This window comes from Candidatus Pantoea floridensis, from assembly GCF_900215435.1.
Classification (GTDB): domain Bacteria; phylum Pseudomonadota; class Gammaproteobacteria; order Enterobacterales; family Enterobacteriaceae; genus Pantoea; species Pantoea floridensis.
In genome coordinates this window covers 1,100,010-1,113,913 of record NZ_OCMY01000001.1, presented here as the reverse complement: position 1 = coordinate 1,113,913, position 13,904 = coordinate 1,100,010, and the positions used below count along the sequence as shown (strand labels likewise).

10 protein-coding genes are annotated in these 13,904 nt (G+C 54.7%); 5 read left to right on the top strand and 5 right to left on the bottom strand.

The window, feature by feature from the left end:
* Positions 1–10 precede the first annotated feature (10 nt).
* From aceF to yacL, 5 genes are all read left to right on the top strand, one after another.
* Positions 11–1,906 (top strand): pyruvate dehydrogenase complex dihydrolipoyllysine-residue acetyltransferase, encoded by a 1,896-nt coding sequence (aceF, locus tag CRO19_RS05310; protein ID WP_097094915.1) that lies wholly within the window; start codon positions 11–13, stop codon positions 1,904–1,906.
* 173 nt (positions 1,907–2,079) lie between these two features.
* Positions 2,080–3,504 carry a dihydrolipoyl dehydrogenase gene (gene lpdA / locus CRO19_RS05305; protein ID WP_008108560.1) on the top strand — a complete coding sequence of 475 codons (1,425 nt, stop codon included), beginning with the start codon at positions 2,080–2,082 and terminating at the stop codon, positions 3,502–3,504.
* 439 nt (positions 3,505–3,943) lie between these two features.
* Entirely contained in the window at positions 3,944–4,576 is a 633-nt protein-coding gene (locus CRO19_RS05300) for a hypothetical protein (protein WP_097094914.1), read from the top strand.
* A gap of 339 nt (positions 4,577–4,915) precedes the next feature.
* Entirely contained in the window at positions 4,916–7,513 is a 2,598-nt protein-coding gene (acnB, locus tag CRO19_RS05295; RefSeq protein ID WP_097094913.1) for a bifunctional aconitate hydratase 2/2-methylisocitrate dehydratase, read from the top strand.
* 172 nt (positions 7,514–7,685) lie between these two features.
* Positions 7,686–8,048: a protein YacL gene (yacL, locus tag CRO19_RS05290; RefSeq protein WP_097094912.1), complete on the top strand. Its 363-nt coding sequence runs from the start codon at positions 7,686–7,688 to the stop codon at positions 8,046–8,048.
* A gap of 65 nt (positions 8,049–8,113) precedes the next feature.
* On the opposite strand, the gene CRO19_RS05285 is transcribed toward yacL, so the two are convergent.
* From CRO19_RS05285 to CRO19_RS05265, 5 genes are all read right to left on the bottom strand, one after another.
* The gene (locus CRO19_RS05285; protein WP_097094911.1) at positions 8,114–9,157 is read right to left on the bottom strand and encodes a cyclase family protein; all 1,044 of its coding nucleotides are present in this window, start codon (positions 9,155–9,157) and stop codon (positions 8,114–8,116) included.
* Complete coding sequence (locus tag CRO19_RS05280; protein ID WP_097094910.1) at positions 9,154–10,491, bottom strand: MFS transporter; 1,338 nt, start codon at positions 10,489–10,491, stop codon at positions 9,154–9,156. The genes CRO19_RS05285 and CRO19_RS05280 overlap by 4 nt, the downstream gene beginning before the upstream one ends.
* 71 nt (positions 10,492–10,562) lie before the next feature.
* Positions 10,563–11,882, bottom strand: a complete 1,320-nt coding sequence (locus CRO19_RS05275; RefSeq protein WP_097094909.1) for an MFS transporter — start codon at positions 11,880–11,882, stop codon at positions 10,563–10,565.
* Between the two features lie 44 nt (positions 11,883–11,926).
* Positions 11,927–12,880 (bottom strand): phosphoglycerate dehydrogenase, encoded by a 954-nt coding sequence (locus CRO19_RS05270; protein WP_097094908.1) that lies wholly within the window; start codon positions 12,878–12,880, stop codon positions 11,927–11,929.
* A 129-nt stretch (positions 12,881–13,009) separates the two neighbouring features.
* Positions 13,010–13,894, bottom strand: a complete 885-nt coding sequence (locus CRO19_RS05265) for a dihydrodipicolinate synthase family protein (RefSeq protein ID WP_097094907.1) — start codon at positions 13,892–13,894, stop codon at positions 13,010–13,012.
* Positions 13,895–13,904: the final 10 nt, after the last annotated feature.

The window sequence follows — 13,904 nt, the reverse complement described above, 5'->3', positions numbered from 1 at the left end:
TAAGAGAGTAATGGCTATTGAAATTAACGTGCCGGACATCGGGGCAGACGAAGTTGAAGTCACCGAAATTCTGGTGAAGGTGGGCGACAAAGTTGAAGCTGAACAGTCGCTGATCACCGTAGAAGGCGATAAAGCCTCAATGGAAGTGCCTTCGCCGCAGGCCGGCGTGGTGAAAGAGATCAAAATCTCAACCGGTGACAAAGTGGAAACCGGCAAACTCATCATGATCTTTGACGCAGAAGGTGCCGCAGAAGCGGCGCCAGCGCCAGCAGAAGAGAAGAAAGCGGAAGCCGCTCCTGCTCCAGCTGCTGCCGCTGCTGCGGTCAGTAAAGAGGTCAACGTACCGGACATCGGCGGCGACGAAGTTGAAGTTACCGAGATCCTGGTGAAAGTGGGCGACAAAGTTGAAGCTGAACAGTCACTGATCACCGTTGAAGGCGACAAAGCCTCGATGGAAGTCCCTGCACCGTTCGCGGGTGTGGTGAAAGAGATCAAAATCGCCACCGGCGATAAAGTGAATACCGGTTCACTGATCATGGTGTTCGACGCAGAAGGCGCAGCGCCTGCTGCGGCTCCAGCCGCCAAACAGGAAGCGGCTCCAGCAGCAGCCCCTGCGGCCGCTGGCGCGAAAGACGTCAACGTGCCGGACATTGGTGGCGATGAAGTTGAAGTTACCGAGATCCTGGTGAAAGTGGGCGACAAAGTGGCGGCTGAGCAATCACTGATCGTGGTTGAAGGCGACAAAGCGTCAATGGAAGTGCCTGCACCGTTCGCCGGTACCGTGAAAGAGTTGAAAGTGGCAACGGGCGATAAAGTCAGCACCGGTAAACTCATCATGGTGTTCGAAGTGGAAGGCGCGGCACCGGCTGCGGCTCCAGCAGCGAAGCAGGAAGCCGCTCCGGCAGCCGAAGCGGCCAAACCTGCCGCTGCGCCAGCGCCTGCGAAAGCGGATGCTAAGGGTGAGTTCGCTGAGAACGATGCTTACGTGCACGCAACGCCGGTGATTCGTCGCCTGGCGCGCGAGTTCGGTGTTAATCTGGCGAAAGTCAAAGGCACCGGCCGTAAAGGTCGCATCCTGAAAGAAGACGTACAGTCTTACGTTAAAGACGCGGTGAAACGCGCTGAAGCGGCTCCGGCTGCTGCAGCCAGCGGCGGAAGCCTGCCTGGTCTGCTGCCTTGGCCGAAAGTGGACTTCAGTAAGTTCGGCGAAATCGAAGAAGTGGAACTGGGCCGTATCCAGAAAATCTCGGGTGCCAACCTGAGCCGTAACTGGGTGGTTATCCCACACGTTACGCACTTCGACAAAACCGACATCACCGATCTGGAAGCCTTCCGCAAACAGCAGAATGCTGAAGCGGAGAAACGTAAACTGGATGTGAAATTCACGCCAGTGGTGTTCATCATGAAAGCGGTTGCTGCGTCGCTTGAGCAGATGCCACGCTTTAACAGTTCACTGTCTGAAGATGCACAGAAACTGACGCTGAAGAAATACATCAACATCGGTGTGGCGGTGGATACGCCAAACGGTTTGGTGGTTCCGGTGTTCAAAGATGTGAACAAGAAAGGCATCACTGAACTGTCTCGCGAGCTGATGGCGATTTCGAAGAAAGCGCGTGATGGCAAGCTGACGGCAGGCGATATGCAAGGCGGTTGCTTCACCATCTCCAGCCTTGGTGGCCTGGGTACCACGCACTTCGCGCCGATCGTTAACGCGCCGGAAGTGGCTATCCTCGGTGTTTCCAAGTCAGCGATGGAGCCGGTGTGGAACGGAAAAGAGTTTGAGCCGCGTCTGATGATGCCAATCTCACTCTCCTTCGACCACCGCGTGATCGACGGTGCTGATGGTGCGCGCTTTATCACCATCATCAACAACACGCTGTCCGACATCCGCCGTCTGGTGATGTGAAGTTAATCAAGGCCGGCGAATGCCGGCCTTGTTGTAAGCATTCAATGTTGCCGCGGTTGGCAGTTTGTTAACAATTCTGTAAACTCTCGCGGTGAAATGTCCCGGCGGATATAGGGCATTAGAGCTTGGGAAAAGCTTTCTCCTGACTGCCGGTAATCAAACAAGAGGTCATGATGAGTACAGAGATTAAAACTCAAGTCGTGGTACTTGGGGCAGGTCCTGCAGGTTACTCTGCAGCCTTCCGTTGCGCTGATTTAGGTCTGGAAACCGTAATCGTTGAGCGTTACAGCACCCTTGGCGGTGTTTGTCTGAACGTAGGCTGTATCCCGTCAAAAGCGCTGCTGCACGTCGCCAAAGTGATTGACGAAGCAAAAGCCCTGGAAGAGCACGGTATCGTGTTTGGCCAGCCGCAAACTGACATCGACAAAATTCGTAGCTGGAAAGAGAAGGTGATTAACCAACTCACTGGCGGCCTCGCGGGTATGGCGAAAGGTCGTAAAGTGAAGGTGGTGACTGGCCTCGGCAAATTCACCGGTGCGAACACGCTGGTGGTAGAAGGTGAAGGTGGTGCCACCACCATCAACTTCGACAACGCGATTATCGCGGCCGGTTCTCGTCCAATCGAACTGCCATTTATTCCGCACAACGATCCGCGCGTGTGGGACTCTACCGATGCGCTGGAACTGAAAGAAGTGCCGAAGCGTCTGCTGGTTATGGGTGGCGGTATCATCGGCCTGGAAATGGCCACCGTTTATAAAGCGCTGGGTTCAGAGATCGACGTGGTTGAGATGTTCGACCAGGTGATCCCGGCTGCCGATAAAGACGTGGTGAAAGTGTTCACCAAACGCATCAGCAAGAAATTCAACCTGATGCTGGAAACCAAAGTCACCGCGGTTGAAGCGAAAGACGACGGTATCTACGTTTCAATGGAAGGCAAAAAAGCACCTGCCGATGCACAGCGCTACGACGCGGTGCTGGTGGCCATTGGTCGCGTACCGAACGGTAAAGGCCTGGATGCCGGTAAAGCGGGCGTGGAAGTGGACGATCGCGGCTTCATCCGCGTCGATAAGCAGATGCGCACTAACGTACCGCACATCTATGCTATCGGTGACATTGTGGGTCAGCCAATGCTGGCGCACAAAGGCGTGCACGAAGGCCACGTAGCGGCAGAAGTGATCTCCGGTCTCAAGCACTACTTCGACCCGAAAGTGATCCCATCTATCGCCTACACCGAGCCAGAAGTTGCCTGGGTTGGCCTGACCGAGAAAGAAGCGAAAGAGAAAGGCATTAGCTACGAAGTGTCCACCTTCCCGTGGGCAGCTTCAGGCCGTGCGATCGCTTCTGACTGTGCCGACGGTATGACCAAGCTGATCTTCGATAAAGAAACGCACCGTGTCATCGGTGGCGCAATTGTCGGTACCAACGGCGGCGAGCTGCTGGGTGAAATTGGTCTGGCGATTGAAATGGGCTGTGATGCCGAAGATATCGCACTGACCATTCACGCGCACCCAACGCTGCATGAGTCTGTCGGCCTGGCGGCTGAAGTGTTCGAAGGTAGCATCACTGACCTGCCGAATCCGAAAGCGAAAAAGAAATAAGCTTACCTAAGCGAGCTTATTGCTAAAAAACGGCCCAGAGCGGCCGTTTTTTTATGCATAAAATAGCGATAATAATATTTTCGGTGGATTACTTTTTTAATCGTTATGCATTGTCACGCATTGATTTAGAATTAACAGGTGTATGTAATAACTTCTTTCCGGATAATAAGAAATAACTGATAGCTTAATAAGTCATTACTGATGGCATATAATTATTCCTCTCCTTCCCCCCAAAATAATCTTGAATGCCTATTGCTAAATAACAATAATCAAATGATTCATGCAGTCATGTGTATTTTATTATCAACGCTTAAGATGCGTTGAATAAATCCATATGTGAAATGATGAGTTCAAATCTTGATTTACGCTGCTAACAAACCTCAGGATGAGGGTGGTGTTTCAGGTTTAGTCTTCAGCCTAATTATGAGTGATATATATAATGATTATTGCAATGGTTTTGCGCAGTGGTGGTGAATACAATGCTCGCCATGTGCATTGGCTTCATCGTCAGTTACCTAAAGGATATAGGATTGTATGTTTTTCTGATGTAAATATTGAAGGAATTGAAACTATTCCGCTTCAATATGATTGGCCGGGATGGTGGGCGAAAATGGAACTTTTCCGTCCAGATATTCCCGACGATATATTTTATCTTGATCTCGATACGGTCATTACCGGCGACATCACGGGAATGCTCAGCGTTCATCGCCCGATGATGTTGAAAGACTTTTATAATCCACAACAATTTGGCAGCGGGTTAATGTTTATCCCTCATGAGGCGAAAGCGCGCGTATGGTCTGCCTTCCTGAAAAATCCAGAAGAACATATGAATCACTGCAGCACGCCAGAATGCTGGGGCGATCAGGGTTTTATCTCGCGCGAAATGGAAGGGATTACGGCATGGCAGAGTGTCTTTTTTGATCAAGTCGTCAGCTATAAAGCGCATGTCATGCATTCCGCAAATCCTAAGCCTGGAGAGCTACCAATGAATACGCGTATTTGCTGTTTTCATGGCAAGCCGCGTCCATGGGATTTGAGAATACCCTATCACTGGCTACCAAAATTCAATTAACGCCTCATCAGCCCTGGGATCTTAACGCAGCCGGATAGATTAACGAGATTGTTAAATTCCCGGGCTTTTTCCATTAACCATAGCTATCCATTCTTAATGAGCAATAGCCTCAGGTAATGGATTTTCAGCCCTGACTTACTCCGTCAGGCCTTATAGTTGAGTGGCCGTAGGGGGGTTAGGCAGTGATATATCGGGTTTATGTTGCTTTTTTGTAAACAGATTAACAATCGTTCGAAATGCTGCTATGCTGCCCCTCGCGGAACCGGGCACCTCACCCTACTGTTTGACAGCATCCAGGGGTGCACCGGAAAGCTATACAATGAGAGCGAGGAGAACGTCGTGCTAGAAGAATACCGTAAGCACGTTGCCGAGCGTGCTGCCCAGGGAATCGTACCTAAGCCGTTAGATGCTTCCCAAATGGCCGCGCTGGTTGAACTGCTGAAAAACCCGCCAGCGGGTGAAGAAGAATTCCTTATCGACCTTTTGGTCAACCGTGTTCCACCAGGTGTTGATGAAGCGGCGTATGTTAAAGCCGGTTTCCTGGCAGCTGTCACTAAGGGCGAAGCCCACTCTCCTCTGGTTACTCGCGAAAAAGCCGTTGAGCTGCTGGGCACCATGCAGGGCGGTTATAACATTCACGCGCTGATTGAAGCGCTTGATGATGAAGCCTTAGCACCGATTGCTGCTGAAGCCCTGTCCCACACGCTGCTGATGTTCGATAACTTCTACGATGTCGAAGAGAAAGCCAAAGCGGGTAACCCACACGCGAAAAAAATTATCCAGTCCTGGGCCGATGCCGAATGGTTCCTGAAGCGTCCAAAACTGGCTGAAAAAATCACCACTACCGTGTTCAAAGTGACCGGCGAAACCAACACCGACGACCTCTCTCCGGCGCCGGATGCATGGTCACGTCCGGATATTCCACTGCACGCGCTGGCGATGTTGAAAAACGCCCGTGAAGGCATCGAACCCGATGATGCTGGCAACATTGGCCCGATCAAACAGATTGAAGCGCTGCAGACCAAAGGCTTCCCGCTGACCTATGTCGGCGACGTAGTGGGTACCGGTTCTTCACGTAAATCCGCCACCAACTCGGTGCTGTGGTTTATGGGTGACGATATCCCATACGTACCGAATAAAAAGGGCGGCGGTCTGTGCCTTGGCGGTAAAATCGCACCGATCTTCTTCAACACCATGGAAGATGCGGGCGCACTGCCGATTGAACTTGATGTTGATCGTCTGAACATGGGCGACGTTATTGACGTTTACCCGTACAAAGGCGAAGTGCGCAATCATGAAACCGATGAAGTGCTGGCGACCTTTGAACTGAAGACCGACGTGCTGCTGGACGAAGTTCGTGCCGGCGGTCGTATTCCGCTGATCATCGGCCGTGGCTTGACCACCAAAGCGCGTGAATCACTGGGTCTGCCGCACAGCGATGTGTTTGTGCAAGCCAAAGATGTGGCTGCCAGCACCCGTGGTTACTCACTGGCGCAGAAAATGGTTGGTCGTGCGTGCGGCGTAGAAGGTGTCCGTCCAGGTGCTTACTGCGAACCGAAAATGACCTCAGTGGGTTCTCAGGACACCACCGGTCCAATGACGCGTGATGAACTGAAAGACCTGGCGTGCCTTGGCTTCTCAGCCGATTTGGTGATGCAGTCATTCTGTCACACCGCGGCCTATCCAAAGCCGGTTGACGTTACCACGCACCATACGCTGCCTGACTTCATCATGAACCGTGGCGGCGTATCGCTGCGTCCGGGCGATGGCGTTATCCACAGCTGGCTGAACCGCATGCTGCTGCCGGATACCGTTGGTACCGGCGGTGACTCGCATACCCGTTTCCCGATCGGCATTTCCTTCCCGGCAGGTTCGGGTCTGGTGGCGTTTGCTGCTGCCACCGGCGTGATGCCGCTCGACATGCCGGAATCGGTGCTGGTGCGCTTCAAAGGCGAAATGCAGCCGGGCATCACCCTGCGCGATCTGGTCCATGCCATTCCGCTGTACGCCATCAAAGCGGGTCTGCTGACCGTGGAGAAGAAAGGGAAGAAAAACATCTTCTCTGGCCGCGTGCTGGAAATCGAAGGCTTGCCGAAGCTGAAAGTTGAGCAGGCCTTTGAGCTGACGGATGCCTCTGCTGAGCGTTCTGCTGCCGGTTGTACCATCAAGCTGGATAAAGAGCCGATCATCGAGTACCTCAACTCGAACATTGTGCTGCTGAAGTGGATGATCTCTGAAGGTTACGGCGATCGCCGTACGCTGGAGCGCCGCGTTGAAGGCATGCAGAAATGGCTGGCCAATCCGCAACTGCTGGAAGGCGATGCCGATGCCGAATACGCTGCGGTGATTGATATCGATCTGGCGGAGATCAAAGAGCCAATTCTGTGCGCACCGAACGATCCAGACGATGCGCGTTGGTTGTCTGACGTGCAGGGCGAGAAGATCGACGAAGTGTTCATCGGTTCGTGCATGACCAACATTGGTCACTTCCGCGCAGCCGGTAAACTGCTGGATGCCCATAAAGGCCAGCTGCCAACCCGTCTGTGGGTTGCGCCGCCAACCAAGATGGATGCCGCTCAGCTGACCGAAGAGGGCTACTACAGCGTCTTTGGTAAGAGTGGTGCGCGTATTGAGATTCCGGGCTGTTCACTGTGCATGGGTAACCAGGCGCGTGTGGCGGACGGCGCGACGGTGGTTTCCACCTCAACCCGTAACTTCCCGAACCGTCTCGGTACCGGGGCTAACGTGTTCCTCGCATCGGCTGAGCTGGCAGCGGTAGCTTCACTGCTCGGTAAACTGCCAACGCCGGACGAGTACCAACAGTTTATGCTGCAGGTGGATAAGACCGCCGCTGACACCTACCGTTACCTCAACTTTGATCAGCTGGGACAATACACTGACAAAGCGGATAGCGTGATCTTCCAGACTGCCGTTTAAGCGGTTTTCAGGATGAACAAGGGGACGATGAAAATCGTCCCTTTTTTTATGCGCTTTTTTCCGCTGACATCTCCAGGCATAATGCGAGCGCGATCCCACTTTATTCAGCGTGCTGCGCACAAAATGCACTAAGACGGTGCCGCACGGCGCGTCATCAGTATGAGGCAAACCCATGGAGTATGAATTTCTGCGTGATTTGACCGGTCAGGTCAAAGTGCGTATGTCGATGGACCACGAAGCCGTGGGGCACTGGTTCAACGAAGAGGTCAAAGACAATCTGCCGCTGCTGGATGAAGTTGAGGCCGCTGCCCAGCAGGTAAAAGGCACCATTAATCAATGGCAGCGCGTGGGGCATGAATACACGCTGTGGCTCGATGAAGAAGAGGTGATGATTCGTGCCAACCAGCTGGCGCTGGAAGATGACGGCATGGAAGAGGGCATGACCTATTACGACGAAGAGAGCCTGTCGTTTTGCGGGGTGGAAGATTTCCTCGCAGTGATCGCTGCTTATCGGCGGTTTTTAGCCGGGAAGTGAAAACGGTGCGCATTCACGCGCACCTCACACCCTACTGTCGCCATTCATGGCGACCACGCCACTATCTACACTGTCGCAATCGGCGTAGCGGGCGAGCCCACTGCGCCCGGCAAACGTAGCGGCGGCGCGGTGAGCAGAAACGCATGGCGCTGATGCTGTGCCAGCCAGTCTGCCAGCGGACTCAGCAGCATCAACTCTCCGAGATAGACGCCCAGCCGGAACAAGCAGAGATCGTGCAGCGGATGCGACGGATAGAAATCATCATTCATTGGCCGCGCTGGGAGAATCTCCACCGCCGGGTTATCTGCGATTAATGCCACCACGCCGCTCTCGTCAATCCAGTTACGTAAGGCCCGATCGCTACCGTCCAGTCCGGCAAAATGCGTATTGAGGAAGTCCATATTCGGCTCACCCTGCATGGCGAGAATGGCTTCGTCCATGCCGGTGCGGAAGCAGACGAAATCGCCCGCTCGCACCTCAATATTATCGGCCTGCAGAATCTGTTGCAGATGCGGATAACCAAAGGCAAACCGTCGGTTACCGAAATGGCGTTTGATATCAATCATCACCGCACGGCCTTGCATACCGTGCGCTGCCATGTTCTCAATGCCCAGCGCTTTGGCACCGAGATGGCTGCCGCGATCGCAGCCACAGCCAGCGCGGTAATCGGTTTCGCCGACAATATCCACATTGGCCTTGTACCCGTTGTAGAACACCATTTCCGGCTCGCCGTTATCGTTGACGTCAAACCATTGGCCCATGTGCGCCAGACTGTCCCATTGCGTTGAGTATTGCAGCGCCAGCGTTACGCTATCGTCGCAGATCACATCGGTGAGCTGCGGATTGTCACGCGAAAGAGGATAGGTCATATTGGCGTGTTCACCGCGTCGCGTGGCATTAAGCTGAGGCGGTGGACGCCGTGGATTCATCGCCGTACCGCCGGGTAAATCGAGTGGCAAACTCAGACAGAAGGTTTCCCCCGTCTTCACCTCTGCGACACCTTCTCGCACTTTGGCAGCAGTAAGCAGATTAAGCCGGCCGAGCTGATCGTCCGAACCGAAATCGCCCCATGTCGACTGGGCTGGGCGTTTTTTCCAACGTGCATTCATACTTCTCTCCTTAAGGTGCCATCCAGCGCGGCGTTGTGGTCTGCACCCATTGGCTGTACGCGCGGCAACCAGAACGCGTAAATCAGCGCGCCAACCACGCCGATGACACCGGCAATTTCCAGTGGAATCACGAACGAATGGGTGAATTGCATCAGCACGCCAATCAAAATCGGTGAGATGATCCCGGCAAGATTAGCCGCCATGTTTTGAATGCCGCCGATGGTGGCCACGTTGGCGCGGTTGGGCGCAACGTCCGAAGGCAGCGCCCATAAGGCTGCCGAAGCAAACGTGGCGGCGAAGTTAGCAAAGCACAGTGCCGTCAACGCCAGGCCTACGGTTGGCGAGAAGGCCGCCAGCCCAATGGTCGCGCTGCCGAGCATGCCGCCTACCAGCGGGATCTTGCGTGCCACGCTAAGCGAATAGCCACGACGTACCAGCGCATCCGACAGCAATCCGCCACACCAGCCACCGATAATCGCGGCAACGCCCGGCAGCATGCCGAGCAAGCCGAACTTCATCAGCGACAGATGAAAGGTTTCCACCAGATAGGTGGGGAACCAGGTGAAGAAAAAGTACGAGACGAAGTTGATGCAGAAGAAGCCGGCCATCATCGCCTGCACGGTGCGTTGACCAAGTAGCTGACGTACACTCATCGGATCGCCGGTTTGCGGATCCTGGTTGGTTTCGATGAATTCCACTTCTTCGCGCGTTACGCTGGGGTGCTGGCGTGGATCGCGATACCACAGATACCACGCCAGCGCCCACACGACCGCCACCACGCCAGAAATAACGAAGGTCATACGCCAGCCAACCAGTGCAATCAGAAACGAGATGATCGGAATGGCCAGCGTGCCGCCAATTTTGCTGCCGTTGTTAAAGGTCGCTGCGGCGAAGCTGCGCTCCTGACGCGGGAACCAGCGTGTAACCGTAGAGGAGCTAGCGGGATAACTCGGCGCCTCCACGGCACCGAGCACAAAGCGAAAGCCAACCAGCGCCGCAATCGAACTGGCAAGTCCGCATGCGGCAGTGGCTAATCCCCAGCCGAGGCTGCTTAGCGCAAAGGTAATGCGCGGTCCGAGTTTATCCACCAGCCAGCCACCGGGCAGTTGAAACAGCACGTAGCTCCAAAAGAAGGCGGAGAGCAGCAAGCCGCTGTCGGTGGGCGAAAAGTTCAGCTCCTGGCTCATAAACGGCATCGCTACGCTCATTGCGGCGCGATCGATATAGTTGATGGCGATGCCGACGGACAGCACCGTAAGAATGACGAAACGAAATTTCCCTTTCGCTTTACTTGCCGAAATTGCAGCAGGTGTTCCATTGGAATTTAGCGACATCATCGCCTCCAATTATTTTTTATTTTCAGTAGGGGAAAAGCCGCATCAGAACGATGCGGCGGGTTTGGCGCTTATGCGCCGCTTACGACAGAGTGGGAATGCGTCACCTGTTCCTCATCCACGATAGGTTCAACTTTTCCCATCAGGAACAGATAGTTAAGAATACCAATCACCACCAGCACCGCCGAGAACACCAGCGCCCAGGTAAAGTGGCCGGTCGCACCGACGATGGCGCCGGTAATAATCGGGCCAACGGCACCGCCCATATTGGAGACGGTGTTTTGCAGCCCGGCGACAATCGATACGCTATTTTGCGGCGCAACATCGCCCGGCAGCGCCCATACCTGTGAGGCCGCAACGGTGGTGCCTGATTTTGCGATACACAGCAGCAGCACGGTCATGAACACCGAGTCGGTGAACGGCGCAAAGCCGATGCACAGCGCCATCAACAGGCCAATGGTCAGGAACAGTTTGCGCGTGGCGGTCAGCGACAGCACTTTGTTATGCACCATACGATCCGATGCCCAACCGGCCAGCACTTCAATCACCATGCCGCAAATCAGCGGCAGCGCAGCCACCATTCCCATTTTGAGGAAATCCATACCTTTATCTTTCACCAGATAGGTCGGCAGCCAGGTGATAAAAAAGTAGGAGGTGTAGTTGATGGTGAAGAAACCAATGCACATCGCCCAGATATTGCGATAGCGCAGCAGCTTGTACCACTTCATCGGACGCACGCTTTTATCGCCATGCTTCTGCGTCTGACCGCCGCGGATAAAGCGTACTTCTTCTTTGCTGATCGACTGATGATCTTCCGGGTTTTCGGCGTAGATAAAGTACCAGGCGATAACCCAGAACAACCCTAGTGCACCAATGGCGAGGAAGGTCAGACGCCAGTCGAACATGGCAATCATAAACACAATCAGCGGCATCGCCACCGCACCACCAAACTTCGAGGCGCTGTCGAACAGGCCCGACACCGTGGCGCGTTCGCGGTCCGGGAACCAGCGCGCGGTGATGCCCGCGTTGCTCGGATAGGCTGCTGCTTCACCCACGCCCAACGCTAAACGCAGCGCCAGCAGCGATTTAAAGCCGGTCGCCAGACCCATTGCCATGGTGGCGATTGACCACCAGCCGACGGCAATCCCCAGGCCTTTTTTCTGACCGAAGCGATCGGCGAACCAGCCCGCCGGGATCTGCAGCAGCGCGTAAGACCAGAAGAATGCCGCCATGATAAAGCCCATCATTTCCGGATTGATATCGAGCTCTTTGATCAGATGCGGTGCCGCCGCCGAGAGAACGGTGCGGTCAATGTAGTTAATGGCGATGGCCAGCCACATCAGGCCAGCGATCCACCAACGGATACGACTCGAGCGCGCAGAGTTAGTCATAATAATTATCCACTCGAAAAAGGGTTACAGGGTAAGGCGGCGAATTATTCCAGCCCGTTCATCACGTTAAGCGGGCGTTCGCCCTGACAAATGCACTGCACGATTTGCGTCACGCAACGTTCGCCTATCGCGCTGATGGCGCCGTCGGTGTAACCGGCGATGTGCGCGGTGGGAATGAAGTTGCTGAGCGTGAACAGCGGATGCTCCGTCAGCGGTTCTTGTACGAACACGTCAGCCGCAGCCCCGGCAATCACGTTATCCCGCAGCGCCTGATAGAGATCCTGCTCATTCACCACACCGCCGCGTGAGGCATTAATCAGGAAGGCGCTCTTCTTCATGCGTTTCAGCCGGGCGGCATCGAACAAGTGGTGGGTTTTGTCGGTCAGCGGCATATGCAGGGTGATGAAATCGCTGGTTTCCGTCAGCTGATCCAACGTGACGAATTCGATGCCGTGCTCGGCAGCAAATGTCTCGTCTGGATAAAAATCGAAGGCAATCACCCGCATGTTGAAGCCTTTAGCGCGCAGCGCGACCTGCTTGCCGATATTGCCCAGCCCAATAATGCCCAGCGTTTTGCCGTAAACATCGGTGGCAAAAATGCGCGGCCACGTGCCGGCGCGCGTTTCAATCGCCGCCTGCGTCACCTGGCGCGCGCAATTTAGCATTAGCGCGAAGGCGAAATCGGCTACCGCATGTTTGTTGGCGTCCGGCACGTTGGTGACGTAAATACCGCGCTTGCGTGTGGCATCCAGATTGATATTGTCGACGCCCACGCCGTGCTTACAGACGATTTTCAGCTGTGGCGCCAGCGCCAGTAACGCGTCGTTGACGTCGGTAAAAGCGACGATCAGCGCGACCGTATCAGCCAGATGCGGCTCAAGCGCGCTCAGCGGCGCATCGGCGGGCAGCGTGATCAGCTCAAAACCCTGTTGTTGCAGGATTTCAATGGGCGTCGCGTCATATTTCGCAAACGACGGTGAAGTACAGATGACTTTCATAAATCTTCCCGATGTTGAAAATACAGCTAAGAGCCGGTGCGGCGATTAACAGGGTGCGCATAAATGCGCACCCTACAAAACACCTGGGGGCGCCATTTATGGCGACCTGGCAGACCGCTCATCCGCTAATTACTGCAAATACTGGTTCACAATCTGGCGAATTTTCTGCTCTTCCTCGGCAGAGAAACTCACCGCATAGCGGCTATCGCCCACGTCAAAGCCGAGCAGCGACACCGCTTTTTTTACTGCAGCCGGCGAGAAGCCGACGCTATACAGATCGGTGCGCAAGCCGGTGACATTTTCCTGCGCCAGACGTGAACCTTCGATGTCGCCAGCATGGAAGCGCGCCCAAATGGCGTTGATCTCTTTGGGGGCGACGTTGGCGAGCCCTGAAATACAAGCCGAGCAGCCGTCGACGAAGCCCTGATGAATCAGCGAATCCGGACCATTCAGCACATCGAAGCTATCGATGCCTGCTGCCGCCTGCAGAAAACCGCTCAGGCTTTCATAGCTGCCTGCGCTATCTTTGATGCCGATGATGTTCGGATGCGCAGCCAGCGTGCGCACGGTCTCTGGCTGCAGCGTGTTGCCAGTGCGCGCCGGGATGTTATAGAGGAACAGCGGCACATCAATGGCGTCGGCTACCGCGCGATAGTGGGCGATCAGCTCTTCCTGTTTCAGCGGCACGAAATAGGGAGTAATCACCGAAACCGCATCCACGCCCAGCTTCGCCACTTGCTTGCCGAGGCGAATGGTTTCACGCGTGGAGATTTCGCCAATGTGCGCCACTACCGGCGCCGTGCCATTAACTTCATCGACGCAGGTTTGCGTCACTGCCAGCTTCTCCTGCTCGTTCAGCACGAAGAATTCACCGTTGGTGCCGCCGCAGAAAATACCGTTGCCAGCCCTTAACTGGCGTTTGACCTGCTCGCGCTGGGCGACGGGATTAAAGGCACCGTCGCGATCGAAGGTGGTAACGATGGCGGTTAACACGCCCTGAATTTTCTTACTCATGGTGTCCTCG

Bases quoted from the DNA above. Each gene is read 5' to 3' on its own strand.
- lpdA (WP_008108560.1), top strand. From the start codon at position 2,080: ATGAGTACAGAGATTAAAACTCAAGTCGTGGTACTTGGGGCAGGTCCT.
- aceF (WP_097094915.1), top strand. From the start codon at position 11: ATGGCTATTGAAATTAACGTGCCGGACATCGGGGCAGACGAAGTTGAA.
- CRO19_RS05270 (WP_097094908.1), bottom strand. From the start codon at position 12,880: ATGAAAGTCATCTGTACTTCACCGTCGTTTGCGAAATATGACGCGACG.
- CRO19_RS05300 (WP_097094914.1), top strand. From the start codon at position 3,944: ATGATTATTGCAATGGTTTTGCGCAGTGGTGGTGAATACAATGCTCGC.
- CRO19_RS05285 (WP_097094911.1), bottom strand. From the start codon at position 9,157: ATGAATGCACGTTGGAAAAAACGCCCAGCCCAGTCGACATGGGGCGAT.
- yacL (WP_097094912.1), top strand. From the start codon at position 7,686: ATGGAGTATGAATTTCTGCGTGATTTGACCGGTCAGGTCAAAGTGCGT.
- CRO19_RS05280 (WP_097094910.1), bottom strand. From the start codon at position 10,491: ATGTCGCTAAATTCCAATGGAACACCTGCTGCAATTTCGGCAAGTAAA.
- CRO19_RS05265 (WP_097094907.1), bottom strand. From the start codon at position 13,894: ATGAGTAAGAAAATTCAGGGCGTGTTAACCGCCATCGTTACCACCTTC.
- CRO19_RS05275 (WP_097094909.1), bottom strand. From the start codon at position 11,882: ATGACTAACTCTGCGCGCTCGAGTCGTATCCGTTGGTGGATCGCTGGC.